Annotated in this window: 18 protein-coding genes and 1 pseudogene; 12 read left to right on the top strand and 7 right to left on the bottom strand. The window is 63.7% G+C overall.

What is annotated here, in order from left to right; all coding sequences use genetic code 11:
• Position 1: 1 nt before the first annotated feature.
• Complete coding sequence (locus CQY20_RS34510) at positions 2–367, bottom strand: hypothetical protein (protein ID WP_133119079.1); 366 nt, start codon at positions 365–367, stop codon at positions 2–4.
• A gap of 430 nt (positions 368–797) precedes the next feature.
• On the opposite strand from CQY20_RS34510, the gene CQY20_RS16685 reads away from it, so the two are divergent.
• From CQY20_RS16685 to CQY20_RS16675, 3 genes are all read left to right on the top strand, one after another.
• Positions 798–1,496, top strand: coding sequence for a GntR family transcriptional regulator (locus tag CQY20_RS16685; RefSeq protein WP_097941226.1), 699 nt, complete (start codon positions 798–800; stop codon positions 1,494–1,496).
• A gap of 192 nt (positions 1,497–1,688) precedes the next feature.
• Entirely contained in the window at positions 1,689–2,321 is a 633-nt protein-coding gene (locus CQY20_RS16680) for a TetR/AcrR family transcriptional regulator (RefSeq protein WP_234816282.1), read from the top strand.
• Between the two features lie 93 nt (positions 2,322–2,414).
• Positions 2,415–3,008 carry a TetR/AcrR family transcriptional regulator gene (locus CQY20_RS16675; RefSeq protein ID WP_097941188.1) on the top strand — a complete coding sequence of 198 codons (594 nt, stop codon included), beginning with the start codon at positions 2,415–2,417 and terminating at the stop codon, positions 3,006–3,008.
• 99 nt (positions 3,009–3,107) lie between these two features.
• On the opposite strand, the pseudogene CQY20_RS16670 reads toward CQY20_RS16675, so the two are convergent.
• Positions 3,108–4,291, bottom strand: a pseudogene (locus CQY20_RS16670) (lactate 2-monooxygenase).
• A 279-nt stretch (positions 4,292–4,570) separates the two neighbouring features.
• Between CQY20_RS16670 and CQY20_RS16665 the strand changes: the two are divergent.
• Both CQY20_RS16665 and CQY20_RS16660 read left to right on the top strand, forming a co-directional pair.
• Positions 4,571–6,358 (top strand): thiamine pyrophosphate-binding protein, encoded by a 1,788-nt coding sequence (locus CQY20_RS16665; RefSeq protein WP_133119078.1) that lies wholly within the window; start codon positions 4,571–4,573, stop codon positions 6,356–6,358.
• A 162-nt stretch (positions 6,359–6,520) separates the two neighbouring features.
• Positions 6,521–7,276 carry an alpha/beta hydrolase gene (locus tag CQY20_RS16660; protein WP_133119077.1) on the top strand — a complete coding sequence of 252 codons (756 nt, stop codon included), beginning with the start codon at positions 6,521–6,523 and terminating at the stop codon, positions 7,274–7,276.
• A gap of 252 nt (positions 7,277–7,528) precedes the next feature.
• On the opposite strand, the gene CQY20_RS16655 is transcribed toward CQY20_RS16660, so the two are convergent.
• Positions 7,529–8,137: a CGNR zinc finger domain-containing protein gene (locus CQY20_RS16655; RefSeq protein WP_097941185.1), complete on the bottom strand. Its 609-nt coding sequence runs from the start codon at positions 8,135–8,137 to the stop codon at positions 7,529–7,531.
• Positions 8,138–8,413: 276 nt separating this feature from the next.
• On the opposite strand from CQY20_RS16655, the gene CQY20_RS16650 reads away from it, so the two are divergent.
• The 7 genes from CQY20_RS16650 (at position 8,414) to CQY20_RS16615 (ending at position 15,416) form a co-directional block, all read left to right on the top strand.
• Positions 8,414–8,911 carry a YkgB family protein gene (locus CQY20_RS16650; protein ID WP_371871132.1) on the top strand — a complete coding sequence of 166 codons (498 nt, stop codon included), beginning with the start codon at positions 8,414–8,416 and terminating at the stop codon, positions 8,909–8,911.
• A 785-nt stretch (positions 8,912–9,696) separates the two neighbouring features.
• Complete coding sequence (locus CQY20_RS16645; protein WP_097941184.1) at positions 9,697–11,145, top strand: dihydrolipoyl dehydrogenase family protein; 1,449 nt, start codon at positions 9,697–9,699, stop codon at positions 11,143–11,145.
• A gap of 1,147 nt (positions 11,146–12,292) precedes the next feature.
• The gene (locus CQY20_RS35945; protein WP_207767290.1) at positions 12,293–13,225 is read left to right on the top strand and encodes an APC family permease; all 933 of its coding nucleotides are present in this window, start codon (positions 12,293–12,295) and stop codon (positions 13,223–13,225) included.
• Complete coding sequence (locus CQY20_RS35940; protein ID WP_207767289.1) at positions 13,212–13,787, top strand: APC family permease; 576 nt, start codon at positions 13,212–13,214, stop codon at positions 13,785–13,787. The genes CQY20_RS35945 and CQY20_RS35940 overlap by 14 nt, the downstream gene beginning before the upstream one ends.
• A 177-nt stretch (positions 13,788–13,964) precedes the next feature.
• Complete coding sequence (locus tag CQY20_RS16625; RefSeq protein ID WP_097941181.1) at positions 13,965–14,282, top strand: ArsR/SmtB family transcription factor; 318 nt, start codon at positions 13,965–13,967, stop codon at positions 14,280–14,282.
• The gene (locus CQY20_RS16620; protein ID WP_097941180.1) at positions 14,279–14,779 is read left to right on the top strand and encodes an SRPBCC family protein; all 501 of its coding nucleotides are present in this window, start codon (positions 14,279–14,281) and stop codon (positions 14,777–14,779) included. The genes CQY20_RS16625 and CQY20_RS16620 overlap by 4 nt, the downstream gene beginning before the upstream one ends.
• 1 nt (position 14,780) lies before the next feature.
• A complete protein-coding gene (locus CQY20_RS16615; RefSeq protein WP_097941179.1) occupies positions 14,781–15,416 on the top strand; it encodes a flavodoxin family protein in 636 nt (211 codons plus the stop codon).
• Here the strand turns inward: CQY20_RS16615 and CQY20_RS16610 are convergent.
• The 4 genes from CQY20_RS16610 to CQY20_RS16595 all read right to left on the bottom strand — a co-directional run bounded on the left by CQY20_RS16610 (position 15,361) and on the right by CQY20_RS16595 (position 18,452).
• Positions 15,361–16,746, bottom strand: coding sequence for an FAD-containing oxidoreductase (locus tag CQY20_RS16610; protein ID WP_097941178.1), 1,386 nt, complete (start codon positions 16,744–16,746; stop codon positions 15,361–15,363). The genes CQY20_RS16615 and CQY20_RS16610 overlap by 56 nt on opposite strands.
• A complete protein-coding gene (locus CQY20_RS16605) occupies positions 16,747–17,247 on the bottom strand; it encodes a DUF4126 family protein (RefSeq protein ID WP_097941223.1) in 501 nt (166 codons plus the stop codon).
• 66 nt (positions 17,248–17,313) lie between these two features.
• Entirely contained in the window at positions 17,314–18,165 is an 852-nt protein-coding gene (gene hisG, locus CQY20_RS16600; protein ID WP_097941222.1) for an ATP phosphoribosyltransferase, read from the bottom strand.
• Between the two features lie 5 nt (positions 18,166–18,170).
• Positions 18,171–18,452, bottom strand: a complete 282-nt coding sequence (locus tag CQY20_RS16595; protein ID WP_097941177.1) for a phosphoribosyl-ATP diphosphatase — start codon at positions 18,450–18,452, stop codon at positions 18,171–18,173.
• Between the last annotated feature and the right edge of the window lie 33 nt (positions 18,453–18,485).

Raw genomic sequence — 18,485 nt, 5'->3', positions numbered from 1 at the left:
ATCAGATGGAGCCGGGCATTCCTGGCATGGACCCAGGCATTCCCGGGATGGTCCCGGGCATCGAGGGAGGGCCGCTGCCGTATGGCATTCCGCCAGGCATGATGCTCCCCGGCAGATCACTGCCGATCGGCGGCGACGGCGGTGCGGGCGCTGCAAACGGTCCTCCCGCACAGACCCCGTCGCCCGGGGATGCGATGCACGCAGGATCCGCGGGGCCCGTCGGCAACCCCGGTCCGCTGCCGTCGCAGCCGACCAACTCCGGTGCCGCGACGCAATTGGGTTGGTCCGCATTGGGGTCGGCATTCGCCTGGCCTACGGCGCCCATCGCCGCCATCCCGATGAGTACCGCGGCTACAGCAAGCCTCATGATCGCTCCTCACGTCAAGGACCGATCGTCGCACGGCTGTTTGCTGCGTGACGCAGAACCGAATTTTCCACGCGTGCTTGTTAATTGACGTTCGCGTTGCTAACCGACCCTGGTTGGTCGATCGGACGGATTAGAACCAGTGCGTCGACTCGGCAAATGTCGGCGGGTGATGGCCGGCGGGTTCAGACCCCGTAATCGCGCGGGCGCAATCGCCAGTGCGCTGTAGTGCTTGGCAGATCACCGTGCAGCACAGGATATTTCGCTAGCCCCGCGCTCGTGCGCTTGCAACTCATCGTGTTCTCTAACAACCTTCGGACGCGCCGCGGACATCCAGCTCCACGGTGTTGGATGCGAGTGCGCACCTGGCCCGGCGTCTCAGCGGAGACCCTATCGCGGTATGCTGAATGCAACACACAGGAAGGAAACGTGCGTGCCGTTCGAACCAGTGCAACGCCCCGCTGGTCTCAGCGATCTTGCCTATGAACAGCTGCGGTCCCGCATCCTCGACGGCGACTTCCCGGAGGGACGCCGGATGAGTGTCGTATCGATAGCAGAACAACTGAACATGAGCCGAAGCCCGGTCCGGGCGGCCGTCGAGCGGCTGGTGACTGAAGGCCTGCTGGTGGTGACCGCGGTGGGTATCGAACTCGCCCAACTCGACCACGCCGACCTGATTGAAGGCCTCCAGGTGCGGTCGCGGCTGGAAGGACTCGCCACGAGGCTCGCAACCGACCGCCTAATGGCCGATGATTTCACCAGCCTGCGCAAGAACCTGACCCTTTTCGACGCGGCCGTTCGGAGCTCCGACACAGTCACGGCGCGTCGGCTCGATCTCGAATTCCACAGCGTCATACGCGACAAATGCGGCAATCGTCTCCTGGTCGAGAATCTTCGCCGCGTACAGGCGCGGGTGATTGTGGCCACCTACATGACGGCGTGGGTGCCAGCGCACGAGGCCGTGATCGACGAACACGCCGCCATCCTGAAGGCGCTGGAAAAGCGCGACGCCGACGCAGCCGAGCACGCCGCGATCGAACATCTCGAACGCCTCATTACGCGCGTCACCCACTACTTCAGCACCGCCGAAGCCACCGATTCGGCTGACACCGGCGTGCCGACGTCCCTCTAGTCGCCGGTTGCCAGCGGGCACGACCATTGCAGACGGTCGGCGCGCCCGTCATTGCCCCTTCATTGCATGGTGCGGCGAGCTCACCCATTGCGCCGATTCGCCTCTGCCGCCGCGGCCAAGCCTCCTCGATCACAGCCCCTTTCTGAATCCTGCATGCAGGATGTGATATTGACGACAACCTGCCATTTTTCGTTGACCGACCTGCATGCAGCATGCAGAATCGACGTCAAAGGAGGCAACTATCGGGTGAAGGGCCAGGACGCCACGCCACAGACCGTCCTGCGCAGGGACGCTGCGCGTAATCGCCGCCGCATCCTGGAGGCGGCACGGGTGATCGCGAATGACGGGAAACCGCTGCAACTCAACGTTGTCGCACAGCGCGCAAACGTGGGTGTCGGCACCGTCTACCGTCACTTCCCCAACCCGGAGGCCCTCACCGAAGCGCTTGCCTCGGACCAACTCGCCTCGCTCATCGAAAAAGTTCACGCTGCACCGCGAACATTGCCGGGACTACGGGGTTTCTTGAGATGTGTCTTGGCGCTGTTAGTGCGCGACGGCACCTTCGCAAGCGCTCTGATCGATCCCGTCACCGATGAAATGAAGAAGCAGCGTCATCGTCTTCTCAACGGGCTTCGCACCCTCATTGCCGGAACCGTCGCCGCCGAACCGTTGGCGTTTCCAGCGCTCGCGCCGTCCGAAATTCTGCTGCTGCTCTGCGGCGTCGGATTCGGCATTCGACACGCGCCCGACCGGAATGACCCGGCATTCCTCGACCGCTACCTCAAGGCCCTGCTCGACGGAATACTTCCTCGCCACATCGCTTAGAGCGCTCCGAACGGCGGTCGCTGGACCGGCCGCCTCGCATCACGTCGCGAACCGACAGCCTGAAACGGAATACCTATCCGGTAATATCGAGCAATGGCATTGGGTTCCACGACCGCGGCGGTAGATCTGCGTAGCGATGGCCGACGTAATCGCGACCTCATCCTCGAAGTGGCCCGAAACCACATCGCCGAAGGTCGTCTCGAGTTACCGATGAACGTCATAGCTCACGAAGCCGGTGTCGGTGTCGGCACGGTGTATCGACACTTCCCGGACCGACAGTCGCTGCTGGAATCCGTTGCGGCCGAAGCATTCGACGAAATCAAGACGATCGCGCGCAACGCCGCCGACGAGCCGGATCCAGCACAATCCCTGCGCAAACTACTCAACGGCTCCGTCAAGTGCTTTCAGCGCCGCCCCGGCCTCGCTGCTGTACTCGAGTCCCCGCAGTTCGCGTGTATCGAAACCGTTGAGATGGCAGCCGTTGTGGCTGAATCCATCCGAACGGTCCTGAAGAAGGCGCGAAAGGCCGGACTGGTGCGTGCCGGCGTTTCAAGCGACGACTTGCGCTGGTTGATGCTGGGCATTCATCACGCCGCCACGATCAGCGTGGAAGGCCCCGGCCGTCATACCCGGTATCTCACCATCGTGATGGATGGGCTTCGGCGACCGGCGGCACGCGACAGTTAGCACAAGCCTTCTAGGACAGAAGAATTCGGGAGTCCCGATCGGACGGTGCATCCGAACCGAATGCACCGTCCGATCGATCTTCATCAGGGACTGCCTTCCTCAGCGGGTGGGACGCAGCGCGTCGATCGTCAACTCTTTCAGGTTGCGATATCCATCGACGGCCATGATGAGGTCTGCCTCGGCCAACAGTGAGCGCGCGACGTGCTCGATGCCCCGAGAGCCGCCCAGTGCGGCACCCCACGCGTACGGACGCCCGATTCCCACGGCCGAGGCACCCATGGCGAGCGCCTTGACGATGTCGGCGCCCGTCCGGACCCCGGAGTCGAACAACACCGGCGTGTCACCGGAGGCCTTGACGACGTCGGGCAGGCAATCAAGCGCCGGGAGCCCACCGTTGGCCTGACGGCCGCCGTGGTTCGAGCAGTAGATGCCGTCGACGCCTGCGTCCACCGCGCGGCGCGCATCATCGGGATGCTGGATGCCCTTGAGGATGACGGGCATCTTTGTGATCGACCGCACCCAGTCGACGTCCTCCCACGTCACCGAATGCCCGAACAGGCCGTGCCAGAAGTCTGCCGCCAGCCTCGGGTTGGCGCGCAGGGCATCCGCCTCCACGCCCGAGTGGGCTTTGAACTTCGCCTGAACACCGGATCCGTCACGTAGTTGGTCAAGCACAACCCGCGCAGGAACGGGAAGTTCGAGATCGTGAGATCCCGTGGCCGCCACCCGAAGATCCAGGTGTCGAGGGTGATCACCAGACCGTCGTAACCGGCCTTCTCGGCGCGCAGGATGAAGCTCTCGGCAAGGTCGCGATCCTCGGGGAAGTAGATCTGGAAGTAGGCCGGTGTGTCACCTGCCTGCTCGCGAATCTCTTCCAACGGACTGACGGCAAGCGTCGAGGTGATGTACGGCACGCCCGTACGGACGCTGGCCTGCGCGCTGGCCACATCGCCGTGGCCGTCCTGCGCACACAGGGCGATCACACCGATGGGCGCGAAGAACATCGGCGCCGCCCACTTCTTGCCCCACAGCTCGACCGACAGGTCGCGGTCGGTGGCCGCTGCGAGCATCCGGGGCATCAGCCCCCAACGCGTGAAGGCGTCCACATTGGCCCGCTGGGTGTGTTCATCGCCGGAACCACCTGCGACATAGGACAACACGCTCGGGGGAAGCGCTTGCTGAGCGTGGGCCTCCCAGTCGGCGTAAGACATGGGAAGAGTGGGTAGAACGCCTACCAGCCCATCGCGATATATCTCGTTCTCGTAGTCACCCCAATTGGTCATCGCTCTCCTCAAGTAGAAGTTATTTTCGTGTTCGAAAGGTGGACCCCGCACCGCGCTGAGGATGCGATCGGGCCTGTTGTACCAATGCAAACCAGCGTCTGGCTCGAAGCATTGACTTCGTGATCTTCCCCGCGGCAGACCGTGGTGTCAATCGGAGTATCGGATAGTTAATCCGGTTATTTGCGAAGGCTCAAGGCTGCCGGAGATCCCAATTATCCGGCAGGCGTGAGCATTTGATCACGACTCGACACACTTTCACACCGGATATACGGTGTGCGCGTGACAGCAGTCGCTGACCATGCCATCTCGCTTTTACAGATGAGCGGCGTCCGCCGCGTGTACGGGCTGCCCGGAGACAGCCTCAACGGATTCACTGATGCCATTCGGCGATCCGGTGAGATCACCTGGGAACACATACGTCACGAGGAGACGGCCGCGTTCGCTGCTGCGGCCGACGCCGCGCTGACCGGGCAACTGGCGGTGTGTGCGGGCAGCTGCGGGCCCGGCAACCTGCATCTGATCAACGGGCTGTTCGACGCGCACCGAAGCCGGGTACCGGTCCTCGCGATCGCCGCTCACATCCCGCGCGGCGAGATCGGCTCGGAGTACTTCCAACAGACGCATTTGCAGGAACTGTTCCGCGAGTGCAGTGTCTACTGCGAGCTCGTCAGCATCCCTGAGATGGCGCCCCGCATCCTCGCGATGGCGATGCGCACGGCCGTCGAGGAGAATGGCGTCGCGGTCGTCGTCATACCCGGTGAGATCTTCCTGCAACGCATCTCGGAGCAACCCGTCCGCCCAATTGCGGCCACCAAGTCGGTGTTGCGTCCCGACGACGAGTCCGTGCGCCGCGCCGCCGACCTTCTCAACGCCGCCGAACGAGTCACCATCCTCGGTGGCGCGGGCGTCGCCGGGTCGCACGCCGCACTGATCCAACTTGCCGAGACTCTGCAGGCGCCCGTCGTACATGCGCTGCGCGGCAAGGAATTCATCGAATACGACAACCCCTACGACGTCGGGATGACCGGCCTGTTGGGCTTCGCCTCCGGGTACAAGGCGATCAAGGAGGCCGACACCCTGCTGATGCTGGGCACCGACTTCCCGTATCAGCAGTTCTATCCCGACAACGCGACCGTCATCCAGGTCGACATCCGCGGCCGAAACCTGGGCCGGCGCACTCCGATCGAACTCGGGCTGCGCGGCACCGTCAAGGACACCCTTGCTGCGCTGCAGCCGCTGTTGCACCCGAAACACGACCGCGAGCACGATCATAAACTCCTCCAAGAGATGTTGATCAGGGCCAGGGCGGCGACCGACAGCAGTTCTCCAGCGACGCGTCGGGATGCCGCAGCCATCTTGGCGCTCGCAGCGTGGAACCGAAGTGACCTTCATGACGCGATGCGATGGCTCGCAGGTGACACCCCGCTGTTGATGGCACCGGTACTTTCCTACTTCCACGATCACTTGATTCTGTCGGCGCGGGTAGCGTCGGCAGCCGGCGATGCCGGGCTCCGCGCGCGCGTGCTTGCTGCCATAGACACGTTGGGTCGTGAGCACCCCCCTCTGCCGCTGGTCGCCGCGGTGTGCCGGTACGCGCAGGCTATTTTTGACCGGGACCCGGACACCGTCATGGCTGAAGGTCTGCACCTGAAGGAGCATGGGCGGCCCTTGTTGTACGCGTGCGCCGCACAGGATGCGGCGCGCGAGTTCAAACACGTCGGGCGCACCCATGAAGCCGTCGAGGTGCTCAAGGCTGCCTTCGACACCCTCGCTGACTGCGGTGCAGTCGCGGACGCGCGCCTGGTCGGTCGGCAACTGCGTCAGCTGGGCGTCATCCGGCGCCTGCCAGCTCGCCGACACGGGCGCACCGGCTGGGACAGCTTGACCGACACCGAAATCAAGGTGGCGCACCTCTATACGCAAGACGGAGCCACCACCCGGAGTGTCGCCGGAAAACTGCACCTGTCACCGCACACCGTCAAGACGCATGTCCGAAACATCTTCGCGAAGTTGCATATCAGATCCAGGGTCGAACTCGTCCGAGTCGTGCAAGGAAGAAACGGTTAGCAACCGGGGTGGTGCGTCCAGGCGGACTGCAGCCCTGAACGTACACCGCTGCACCACAACGTATTCCGCAATCTAGCTTATGACCGAGATTGCAACTTCCAATAACTCCGGCGGATCGTCCGCCATTAGCATCGACCGGAGTTGAACGAGAGGACCCGGTCTGTGAGCGATACGCCAAGTAACAATGCATCGAAACCAGTTCTGATGCTTGTCCACGGATCTTGGTTTGGCTCATGGAGTTGGGACGCGGTCCGTCAGCAACTCACGGCCAGCGGGTGGCAGGTTCGCACCGTTGATCTGCCCAGCGTCGACTCCCGCGCCAAACCCCGCTTCGACCTCTTCGACGATGCCGCACAGCTCCGCACCGAGCTCCAACAGATCGACGCACCTGTGGTCGTCGTCGGTCATTCCTACGGTGGAGCAGTCATCAGCCAAGCTGCCGCTGGTATGCCCAACGTCGTTCATCTGGTCTATGTCTGCGCTTTCCAACTCGAGGTTGGCGAATCGATACTCGGCGTCGTGGGTGTCGCCCCTAGCTGGTGGATCATCGACGATGACACCGTTACCGCGAAGGATCCTTTAAGCCTGTTTTTTCACGATGTACCGCGCGAATCAGCGGAACAGGCGATCGCCCGCCTCAAACCGTTCACCCTGAAAGCGACCAATCAAGCACTCACTGCCGCAGCCTGGCACACGATTCCGTCGACATATATTGTGGCCGAACACGACAGAGCCATCCCAGACGGCCAGGACCATTTCGCCAAGCGTGCAACCTACCGACGGCAACTGCCTTCGGGTCACGTACCCCAATTATCGATGCCGTTGTCACTCACCAAACTTATTCTCGAAGCCACCAGCCGAGGGCACACCATATCCACGGAGTGCGCCGGACGCGGCGGGTCCCACCTACACAAGTGATTCCTGCACCACCCGCACACGGGCGCTGCCACCGACGACGTGTCGTGTCGACACACCCCGCACCGGTTTTAAATCATACTGTGAACGATACAAAGGTTGTGGCACAGCATATTTCGTACTCTGGCGCGCGGTGTGGCCGCGATGCCGGAGAGGCTCAAAGTGTGGTCGATGTCGACCATGTGCATCGCACCGATACGACTCGAGCGGTCACCGGCTGCGGCACGCAGCTTGACCGTCGGAGGTTTCTTGTCACTAGCGATGTTGGCGTTGGGCGTGGCGTGCGACTCGGGCACGGTTGCCGCAGAGCGCCGAACACCATTCGCGGCGATGCTCTTTGATGAAGAAATGGGCACATGCGGGTGCCTCGCATGCACGCAGCAACGCCCAACGAGGACTGGTAGCGAGCTCGACGGTCTGTCTGGCGACCACCGTTATCAGCGCCTCGGAGAACGCCTTTGCCGACCATGCGTCGTGACGAGTAAGCACGTGACGACGAGTGAAGGACAATTCGGGCCAGACGGGATTCGCCGCAGAAGCCGCGTTGATCAGCGACACGGCAGTGGCGGTATCGGGCACCGGCGACGCCACCAAATCCCGAGAATCCTTGGTAGCGTCCGCAGCCAGTCGCCGAATCGCGTCACGCAGGTCGATCAGGCGTCCGGCCGTCTCGGCGCACACCCCGTCAGTTGCATCGAGCGCCGGCGACATCGGCAGACGCTTACCGACCGCGCGGATCCATATGCGGACATAGTCCAGTTCCGCAAGCGCGTCGTGCACACCATGTCGATCGATCCAGATTGTATTGGCAAGCGCGAGTGGAGCGGGCTCTTCCACACGCGGCGCCGGTGCCGCTGCCGTCATGGTGGCGCCCCGACCCGGGCCTCCCACAGCATGTCACCCATGCCGCAATACTAATGGTTACGCCGTATTCACGCCGTTACGGCGCTCGCCCGCCGGTCCAGCGGTTGCTGACCTTCGGATTGCCCCGACCTGGCGCGCCCCTATTCATTCACGTTGCAAGACGATCTGTGTGGCATCAGTCCCTTGCGCACCAACGAACTAATGGTTATTCTCAATATATCCATTAGTAAGATGCTAACCACTCTCCGCCGCACCAACTCTCGTTAGGACGAAACCATGACAGTGTCGACCTCTTCGATCATCGAACGCGCATTGCCGCTTTCGGCTTCGGACAAGATCGCGGCGATGCTCGGCCGTTACGGCTTGGTGATCGTGATCGGATGGATCGGCGCCTTGAAATTCGCGAATTTTGAGGCACACCAGATTCAACCGTTGGTGGCCAACAGCCCCTTCATGGGTTGGCTATACAACTTCCTTCCGGTGTACACGTTTTCAGCACTGCTCGGAGTCTTCGAGGTGACCGCGGCGGTGCTGCTGGCCATCAAGCCGATCGCACCGAGACTGTCGATCCTCGGCAGCCTGATGGCGATCGTTCTGTTTGTCTTCACCGTCAGCTTCTTGTTCAGTACCCCCGGCGTGAGTGAACCTGCCGGCGGGGAATTCCCGGCCATCTCGCTGACGGCAGAGTTTCTGCTCAAAGACATTCCGCTACTGGGTTTATCATTCTGGACGCTGTCTGACGCCCTGCGCGCCAGCCAACGCCGTCGTGGCTAGGGCAGCACATAGCTGCAGACCAGGATCGGCTGCCGGTCGTCTTCCCCGCCCGCGTCGGCCGCCATCAGCCGCAATGTCGAGCTGAGTTTCCTGCTTGGCCACCGGGACCCGGCGGGGCCGGCTGATCCGGCCCCGCCGGGTTCCGAATGATGGCCGCAACTCTCGGTAGCGCCTGTCTGTCGGCGAGCACCAATCACAGCAGCACAGCCCCGCCGGTATATGCAAGCGACGTCAAAGATGGGACCTGACAATAAAACAACGATATATCGCCCTACCTTGGCAGCGCGCAGATCATCGCTACGCCGAGTCCAACTGCTCGCTACGCCGGCCATCTCCAGCTCGCCTTCGGCGGAGACATTGAGGCATCGTTTGATGCTCCACAACTGGCGACGAAAGATGGCGGCATCGCTACACCAGCCGTGCCGACGAAGTCAGCCCGAAACCGCGACGACGTTCTCAGCGGTCCGCCAATTGCACTGTCACGCAAGTAATCACCAGAAGACACCAACCGCACATCGATTCGATCAGTTGATGGCGGTCATAAGAACTTCCACACACCCTGCCCCTTCCCCACGTGCATACTGACAGCGTCTGTGTCACTAGTGATCTGACACCGCCAAGAGATTGAACTGCGCCTGACCTCGCGCGACGCGGTCGCGGTTGCGTTCCTGGCCTCACCGTCTGTCAGCTACATCAACGACGCGGTATTGCAAGCCACCGACGGTGCTATTGCCCTCGCCTCGTAGCGGTCATCCCGACCGCAATCACGAAAGGAAACAAAGACAATGACAGAGACCTTTGACGTCATCGTGCTCGGCGCCGGCCCAGTCGGCCAAAACGTCGCCGCGCGCTGCCGCGCCGCAGACCTTACCGTCGCGGTCATCGACCGCGAACTCGTCGGCGGGGAGTGCTCGTACTGGGGTTGTATTCCGAGCAAATCACTGCTGCGTCCGGTGCTCGCCGTCTCCGATGTGCGTCGCATCGACGGCGCCCGCGAAGCCATTGGCGGCCCCATCGCGGCGCCCCGTGTGTTCGGCAGACGCGACCGCTATGTCACCAACTGGGATGACAGCGGCCAAGCCGCGTTCATCATCGACGGGCTCGGCGCAGCCCTGTATCGAGGTCATGCCCGGCTGGACGGTCCTCGACGGGTCGCGATCACCACGGCCGATAACGACCTCGTCGTGCTCGACGCACGTCAGGCGGTTGCGATTTGCACAGGCAGCACGGCAACAGTGCCCGACATCCCTGGTGTGGCCGAAGCAAAGCCATGGACCAACCGCAAGGCAACCGACAGCAGCGCCGTTCCCCCGCGGCTGGTCGTGGTCGGCGCGGGTGGCGTCGGCGTGGAGATGGCTACGGCATGGAACGGCCTCGGCGCCAACGTGACCCTGCTGGCGCGCACTCCCGCACTGCTCCCCCGCATGGAACCGTTCGTCGGAGAACACGTCAGCCGCGGACTCACTCAGGCGGGCGTCGAGGTTCATACCGGCGTTTCGGTGACCGAACTGCACCGCCCAGGCGGCACCGGACCAGTCACGGTTGAACTCGACAACGGCGAGAATCTCGAAGCCGACGAGATCCTGTTCGCGATCGGACGATCACCCAACACCGCCGATATCGGTCTAGAGACGATCGGTCTGAGCCCAGGCTCCTGGCTTGAGGTCGATGACACCTGCCTCGTGCGCGGTGTTGACGACAACTGGCTCTACGCGATGGGTGACGCGAACCACCGAGCGCTGCTCACCCATCAAGGAAAGTACCAAGCACGCATGGCCGCCAACGCCATCAGCGCCCGCGCTCATGGACAACCGCTCGAGACCGCACCGTGGGGCACCCACGTCGTCACGGCAGACAAGCAGGCGGTCCCCCAAGTCTTCTTCACCGACCCGGAAGCCGGCTCCGTCGGCCTGACCGCCCAACAGGCCGAGCATCGAGGCCACCGCATCAAAATCGTTGACGTCGACATGGGCGAAACCGTCCCTGGCGCAGCCTCTTACGCCGACGGCTACACCGGTCATGCGCGAATGATCGTCGACCTCGACCGCGACCGCGTGCTCGGAGTCACCTTCGTCGGACCCGGTGTAGCTGAGCTCCTGCACTCGGCCACCATCGCCTTGGCCGCACAAGTACCCATCAACCGCTTGTGGCATGCCGTGCCGTGCTTCCCGACCATCAGCGAAGTGTGGTTGCGGCTGTTGGAAGCCCACCGCGACACCCCGGACAGTCAGTAACCGAGGAAACGTGAGCCGGAATGTCAACCGTCCGGCCGACTTCGAAGGAGTGAAATGGAATGCCCGTCCTCACCAGGCGCCGAATCGCGACCCTCGCCGGCGCCCTGACCATGGCGGCCGTATTCGCTGCCGGATGTCAAAGCAGCGGCGACCAAGAACCATCAACGACAACACCCACGACAACGACACCCACCTCGGCAACACCGCCACCTACCACCACGGCCCCGCCGGCTCCCCCGACGGAGAAGCGGATCGATCCCACCGGCGGAAACCTGTTCACCCCGGAAATCAAGGCACCGCCTGCGCCGACGGAACCGCCTGGGGTGCACCGCAACAAGCACTGACGAGACGCCACACCCACCGACAGGAGTTTGCTCATGTCCGTCCATTGCCTCGGTCGACGCATGCTCACCGCCTGTGCGGGTGCTGCGCTGATCGCACTGATCGCCGCATGCGGGGGTGGCACCGCCACAACACCGTCGCCGACATCAACGACAACCACCACGACAACCACGACACCCAGCGCACCCCCCGCGCCGCCGCCAGCTCCCACCGAGAAGGACATCAACCCGACCGCAGGCAACCTATTCACCCCCAACGTCAAAGCACCACCCGCGCCGAACGTCCCACCCGGCCAACACCCAGGACTCCACGGCATTCCCTGATCGGTGTCCGCCTCACGACGAAGGCAGTCAGCGGGCGCCCGAACACCGTGCGGCACAGAATGAAACGCGCATGCTGCTGTTGCGGCGGGCGCACGGCGAGCCTCCACGCGCGCCGGATCCGACGCCAGCGCAACTACGGCGACTCGCCGGCCGCGTGACCGTCGCGATCGGCGAACATGATATGCCGGATTTCCATACCGGCGGGAAGGCGTTGGTCGAAGTTGCTGACACAAGGCAGCTCGTCGTGATTCCCCGGTTCTCCGCACCTGGCGCCACTCGGCCAACCCTTTGTGAGCTGATACAGGAGTTGACCGCGACAACCCGCCGAGCGTGAAGCATGTGCGAGCAAACAAACGAAATTTCGCAGAGGTTTCACATTCGGCGGCTGGCGAGCGCTCGACAGAACTTTCGACGAGATCCCAAGTCCACGTTGGACATAGGATCGACCTCGATCCGGTCGTCGAGTGACAGGAGTCGAGATAGTGCCCACCGCGACAACCGCGGCGCCCCAGGAAGTGTCGGTCCTCCGCAAAACACTGGGCCGACTCGACATCGTCTTTCTCGCGGTGTCGGCGATCATTGGCATCGACCTGATCGCGGAGATCGCAGCTATCGGCGGTGCAGAGGCGTTCACGTGGGCGGTCGTGATCGCAGTCACGTTTCTATACCCCTACGCCCTGGTGACAGCCGAACTCGGCAGCACATTCCGAAGCGAGGGCGGACCCTACATCTGGGTGCGGCTGGCTTTCGGCAAGCTGGCCGCCGCGGTCGCGACGATGTACTACTGGATCACCAACCCGATCTGGCTGGGGGGTTCGCTCGCCTTCATCTCTGCGGCGACGTGGGACGCATACATTCACCCGTTGGCGTCCGGCTCATTCGGAGACTACCTGTTCAAGTTCACATTCGTCTGGTTCGCCATCGCCACCGCCATCATCGGGCTGCAGTACGGTAAGTGGATCGTTGCGGCCGGCGCGATCTGCAAAGTGTGCCTGCTCGTCTTCTTCGTCCTCACCGTCGTGATCTACGGCGTCAAGTACGGCGTGCATGGGTATGCGGCAGGCGACTTTTCGCCAACCATGGCCGGGTTCCTGGGTGTCACCCCTGTGATGCTGTTCGCCTTCGTCGGATTCGAGGCCCCCAACGGCGCCGCCGAAGAGATGCGCAACGCCCGCCGAGACGTGCCTATCGCCGTGGCCTCGTCTGGATCTGTGGCCGTCGCGTGTTATCTGGTTCCGATCTTCGCAATCCTGGCCGTCGTCCCCGCCGACCAGATCTCCGGCGCCAGTGGGTTTCTGGACGCTGTGCGCGAGGTGTTCAAGGTCTACGGGGACGCGGCTTCGCCACTGTTGGTGGCTACAGCGGTGCTGTTCATCTTCATCGCACTCACCCAGGGCATGGATGATCGCTTCTGACCGGGTGCAGGCCAGTGCGGCCGCCGACGGCGCATTTCCCCGTTACTTCGGTGTCTTTTCACCGAGATTCGGTACACCTGTGCGGATGAACGTCCTGTCCGGCGCGATCGCCACCGTCTTCACCATCGCCGCTACCGTGCTGGTGTCCGGCAGCGTCGCGTCGGTCTTCCATGTCGTCTTGACCGTGGCGATCACGACCTTGCTGCTCAGTTACCTGGTGATCTTCCCGACGATCGTCCGGTTGCGCCAGCGCTACCCCGACGTCGAACGGCCGTACCAGGTGCCCGGCGGCCACGCCGGCCTCTGGCTCAGTACCGTGCTGATCTACCTCTGGGTGGTGTTGGGAAGTTGGGTCGCGGTATTCCCCGGCACGCTTGAACCGTTGATTGGGGTGGACTACGACTTCGCCGAATCGTGGGGTGTCTCGCGTGCCACCTTCGAATTCTTCACCATCGGAACGTTGGTCGTCATCGCGGCCGCGGCTCTGCTCGGCTACATATGGACACGGCGGTTTCAACCCGGCTCCGACACCGAACAACGCTTTCTCGCACCCGGATCGTGACTCGTCGCCAAGCGAATCTGCGACGGAGCTTTTGATCAGCGAGAGCTCCGGCCAGTACGCGTCGCGTAGGCGAGTCGCCGTACCCGGCCCGTTGGGGTTCCACAAGATCTCTGGTCCGCCAACTCACCCTTACTATATGTGCTTGCATCTATATAGATGGAGTGCAATACTTGAGGCATGGACGTCTTCGAGGCAGTCGCCGAGCCCAGCAGGCGGGCGTTGCTCGACGTGCTCACCGAGGGCGAGCGCACCGCGGGTGAGCTTGTCGCCACGCTGCCCGGCCTGACGCAGCCGACGGTGTCGCGGCACCTGCGGGTGCTCCGCGAAGTGGGTTTGGTGGAGGTACGGCCCGACGCCCAGCGCCGGATCTATGCGCTGCGCGCCGACGGCCTGATGCCCATCGACGAGTGGATCGAGCGCTACCGGCGCTTCTGGGCGAACCATCTGGACGCCCTCGAACGCCACCTGGAAGCCAAGCACGGGAAGACCTCATGACCGCGCACGACGGACGACTCACGATCAAAGGTGATCACGCGATGCTCACGTTCGAGCGACGGCTGCCCTACCCCATAGATACGGTGTGGTCGGCGATCACCGATCCCGCCGAACGCGCACAGTGGTTCGGCGAGACGACAATTGAAGCCCGCGAGGGCGGCCAGATCGAAATGGTCGCCACTGGCCCGCCGCTACCCGTCGAGAGGAAGCGGATGACCGGCCGCATCCTCGTGTGGGATCCACCGCGCGTGCTTGAACACGAGTGGAAGCAGGCCATCGTCGAACACAGCGTCGTGCGTTACGAACTGCATCCCGACGGCGACGGCACGCTGTTGCGCTTCACGCATCGTGGGCTCGGCCCGCGCAACGCGACCGGCTTCCGCTTTGGCACCCACGCGTTCTTCGACCGGCTGGAAGCCTACCTTGCCGGCGGGGAGCCGCCCGACTGGAGTACCAGACGGCAGGAAATCGTCCAAGCACAGATGGAGACGAAATAACATGATACACAATGGATCTCACGTTGCCGCGCCATCCGTCGCGGTCGCCTATCATTCAGGCTTCGGCCACACCGCTACCCTGGCCGAAGCCGTTGCCGCCGGCGCCACCGACGCCGGCGCTCACGTCACGATGATCTCCGTCGACAACATGGCCGACGGGCACTGGGACGTCCTCGATGGGGCCGACGCCATCATCTTCGGCAGCGCCACCTACATGGGCAATGTGTCAGCGGCATTTCAGGCCTTCGCCGAGCAGACCGGACGGCGGTGCATGAACGGCACGTGGCGTGACAAGGTGGCCGCGGGATTCACCAACTCCGGCGGCAAGAGCGGCGACAAGCTCAACACCCTGATGTCGCTGGCGGTGTTCGCCGCGCAGCACCATATGCATTGGGTCAGCTTGGGTTTGAGCGCCGGCTGGAACACGTCCACCTCCACCGAGGACGACCTCAACCGGCTGGGCTTCTTCCTTGGCGCCGGGGCGCAGACCAACGTCGACGCCAATCCGGACCAGGTTCACCCGTCCGATGTGCGGACGTGCCGGCACCTCGGCCACCGCGTCGCGTTGGTGACGCGCCAGTTCAACCTTGGTCGAGCGGCGTCATCTCCTGCAGCATCGTCGGCACCAGCTCGCTGACCGTCGGGTGGATGTGCATGGTGCGTGAAATCGCGGTGTAGGGATCCTTGGCCGACATGACGTCGAGGATGGAGTGGATGACCTCGTCGCCGCCGACACCGAGGATGGCCGCACCGAGAATCTCCTTGGTGTCGGCGTCGACGACGACCTTCATGAAGCCCTGGGTCTCGCCCTTCTCGACCGCCCGCCCGACGCGGGTCATCGGCCGCTTGCCCACCAACGCTTTTCGGCCTGACTTGCGCACCTGGTCGACCGTCATGCCCGCCCGGCCCAGCGGCGGGTCGATGTAGAGCGCGTAGGTGGGCACGCGGTCGCTGATCCGGCGCGGATCGTTGTCCAGGAGGTTGGCGGCGACGATCTCGAAGTCGTTGTAGGACGTGTGGGTGAACGCCCCACGCCCGTTGCAGTCGCCCATCGCCCAGATGTGGTCGACGTTGGTGCGGCAGTGGTCGTCGACGACGATGTGGCCGCGCTCGTCGGTCTGCACGCCCGCTTTCTCCAGGCCGAGTTCGTCGGTGTTGGGGCGCCGCCCGACGGCGATCAGCAGATGCGAGCCGGTGATGGGGTCCACCGCAGCGCGTGGTGTAACCTCGAAGCCGTTGTCCCGCTTGTTGAACGAGATCGAGTTCGCGTTGAGTTCGACCGCGATCCCTTCGTTTTCGAGGATCTCTTTGATGGCCGCCGAGACGTCCTCGTCTTCTCGCGAGGTCAGGCGCGGACCGCGCTCGATGACGGTGACGCGGGCGCCGAAGCGCCGGTACATCTGCGCGAACTCCAGGCCGATGTAGCTGCCGCCCACGATGACGAGGTGCTCGGGCAGCGTATCGAGTTCGAGGATGCCGACATTGGTCATGTAGTCGATCTCGTCGAGTCCGGGCATGTCGGGTACGACCGCCCGTCCACCGACGTTGAGAAAGATCTTTTCGCCGTGCAGCAGCCGGTCGCCGACGCGGATTGTGTGCGGGTCCTCGAAACGAGCATGCCCATAGATGAGCGTGCAGTTGTCCATACCTTCGAGCCACGACTCGACGCCGTTGCGGTCATCGGTCATGACCTTGTCTTTGCGCGCTTTGACTTTCGTCATGTCGACAGCGACATCCCCTGTACCGACGCCATATTCGGCGCCGCGGCGGGCGGTCTGCGCGGCGTGGGCGCTGGCCACCATCGTCTTGGTCGGAATGCAGCCGTAGTTCACGCAGGTGCCGCCGACCAGCTTGCGTTCGATGACGGCAACGGTGTGCCCTGCCGCAGTCAGTCGGCCCGCCAGCGGCGGTCCAGCCTGGCCTGCACCGACGATGATCGCGTCGAAGTGCTCTGTGCCCGTAGCCATTTAGATGACCGATGCCAATCCGACGACGACAAATCCGGCGACGACCGCGACGACGTCCTCGATGAGTGCGATCGGCAGATCTCGTCCGCCGATGGCTGCGACGAGGCGTTGACGTGCCTCCGCACCTCCGAGCGTGCCCGCGACCGCGCCGATCAAACCGGCGCCGATCGCCCCGACGACAACCCACGCGGTCGGATTCAGAACGGCACCCGTGGCGAGCACGGCCGCCGCGAATCCCCCGGTCGCCAGCCTGGCACCGAACTGCATCGCCACCCGCCTGCTCGGTGTGTTCGGCAACTGGTCGGAAACCAACTCCCCCAACGCCAGGATCGTCAACACCGTGACCGTGACGGGATGCGCCATCCACTCTGCCCAGGTGCCGTCGAGGTTTATCCAGCCCAGCGCTGCCGCCCAGGCGGCCGCCGCGGGAGCGGTCAGTGCACGTAGACCGGCGACGACACCGATCAGCAGGGCGAACAGCAAAACCAGGAAATACGTCATGCGGACCTCCGGACCGTGGACGGACATCCGGACGCTAACACGCAGACGGATGGGGCACCGGCTGAATCAGAACCGGCAGAACCTGATGTCGGAGGCCAGTATTGCCTTGGCGCCGATGGCCGCGAGTTCGTCCATGATCGCGTTGACGTCGCGGCGCGGAACCAGTGCGCGCACCGCCACCCACGCTGGATCCGCCAGTGGCGCGATGGTCGGCGACTCCAAACCCGGTGTGACAGCGGTGGCGGCGTCCAGAACGCTGCGCGGGCAGTCGTAGTCCAGCATCAGGTACTGCTGGCCGAACACCACGCCTTGCACGCGGCCCACCAGTTGGTCGCGGGCGGCGGCGTTGTCGTCGCTGGGGTGTGTGTTTTCGATCAGCACGGCTTCCGAATCGCACAGCGGCTCACCGAATGCGACCAGGCCGTGCAGGCCCAGCGTGCGCCCGGAACCGACCACGTCGGCGATAGCGTCGGCCACTCCGAGCGCCACAGAGATCTCCACCGCACCGTCAAGCCGGATGACGGTGGCCTCGATTCCCCTGGCCGCCAGATCTTTTCGGACCAGATTGGGAAATGCGGTGGCGATGCGCTTGCCGGCCAGATCGGCGACCGTCCAGTCGCTGCCCTTGGGTGCGGCATACCGGAACGTTGACGTGCCGAAGCCCAGCGCCAACCGTTCGCGGACTGGCGCATCGGATTCGGCGGCCAGATCCCGACCGGTGATACCGAAATCAAGCTGCCCCGATCCGACGTAAATGGCGATGTCCTTCGGCCGCAGGAAGAAGAACTCGACATTGTTGACGGGGTCGATGACCGTCAGATCCTTGGGGTCGGTGCGGCGCCGGTAGCCCGCCTCGGAGAGGATCTCGGCGGCCGGCTCACTCAACGTGCCTTTGTTGGGCACCGCGACGCGAAGCATGCCGTTCATAGCTTCCCGTACACGTCGTTGAGGGTCAGGCCGCGGGCGATCATCAGCACCTGCGTCCAGTACAGCAACTGGCTGATCTCCTCGGCCAGCGCGTCGTCGTCCTCGTGCTCGGCGGCCAGCCAGACCTCGCCGGCCTCTTCGAGGATTTTCTTGCCGAGGCCGTGGAGGCCGCCGTCGAGGGCGGCGACGGTGCCGCTGCCGGCAGGCCGGGTGCGCGCCTTTTCGCTCAATTCGGCGAACAGCGCGTCGAAGGTCTTCACGGCAGGCGATTGTGTCACGCGCCCGCCGCGCCGGTCACGCGGGTTTCCGCC

The sequence above is a fragment of the Mycolicibacterium agri genome (assembly GCF_002553505.1).
GTDB lineage: Bacteria > Actinomycetota > Actinomycetes > Mycobacteriales > Mycobacteriaceae > Mycobacterium > Mycobacterium agri.
Note: the sequence above shows the minus strand (reverse complement) of the source record. Positions and strands in the feature narration are given on the sequence as shown.

Bases quoted from the DNA above. Each gene is read 5' to 3' on its own strand.
- CQY20_RS34510 (WP_133119079.1), bottom strand. From the start codon at position 367: ATGAGGCTTGCTGTAGCCGCGGTACTCATCGGGATGGCGGCGATGGGC.
- CQY20_RS16675 (WP_097941188.1), top strand. From the start codon at position 2,415: ATGGCATTGGGTTCCACGACCGCGGCGGTAGATCTGCGTAGCGATGGC.
- CQY20_RS16655 (WP_097941185.1), bottom strand. From the start codon at position 8,137: ATGACGGCAGCGGCACCGGCGCCGCGTGTGGAAGAGCCCGCTCCACTC.
- CQY20_RS16650 (WP_371871132.1), top strand. From the start codon at position 8,414: ATGACAGTGTCGACCTCTTCGATCATCGAACGCGCATTGCCGCTTTCG.
- CQY20_RS16645 (WP_097941184.1), top strand. From the start codon at position 9,697: ATGACAGAGACCTTTGACGTCATCGTGCTCGGCGCCGGCCCAGTCGGC.
- CQY20_RS35940 (WP_207767289.1), top strand. From the start codon at position 13,212: ATGATCGCTTCTGACCGGGTGCAGGCCAGTGCGGCCGCCGACGGCGCA.
- CQY20_RS16625 (WP_097941181.1), top strand. From the start codon at position 13,965: ATGGACGTCTTCGAGGCAGTCGCCGAGCCCAGCAGGCGGGCGTTGCTC.
- CQY20_RS16620 (WP_097941180.1), top strand. From the start codon at position 14,279: ATGACCGCGCACGACGGACGACTCACGATCAAAGGTGATCACGCGATG.
- CQY20_RS16615 (WP_097941179.1), top strand. From the start codon at position 14,781: ATGATACACAATGGATCTCACGTTGCCGCGCCATCCGTCGCGGTCGCC.
- CQY20_RS16610 (WP_097941178.1), bottom strand. From the start codon at position 16,746: ATGGCTACGGGCACAGAGCACTTCGACGCGATCATCGTCGGTGCAGGC.
- CQY20_RS16605 (WP_097941223.1), bottom strand. From the start codon at position 17,247: ATGACGTATTTCCTGGTTTTGCTGTTCGCCCTGCTGATCGGTGTCGTC.
- hisG (WP_097941222.1), bottom strand. From the start codon at position 18,165: ATGCTTCGCGTCGCGGTGCCCAACAAAGGCACGTTGAGTGAGCCGGCC.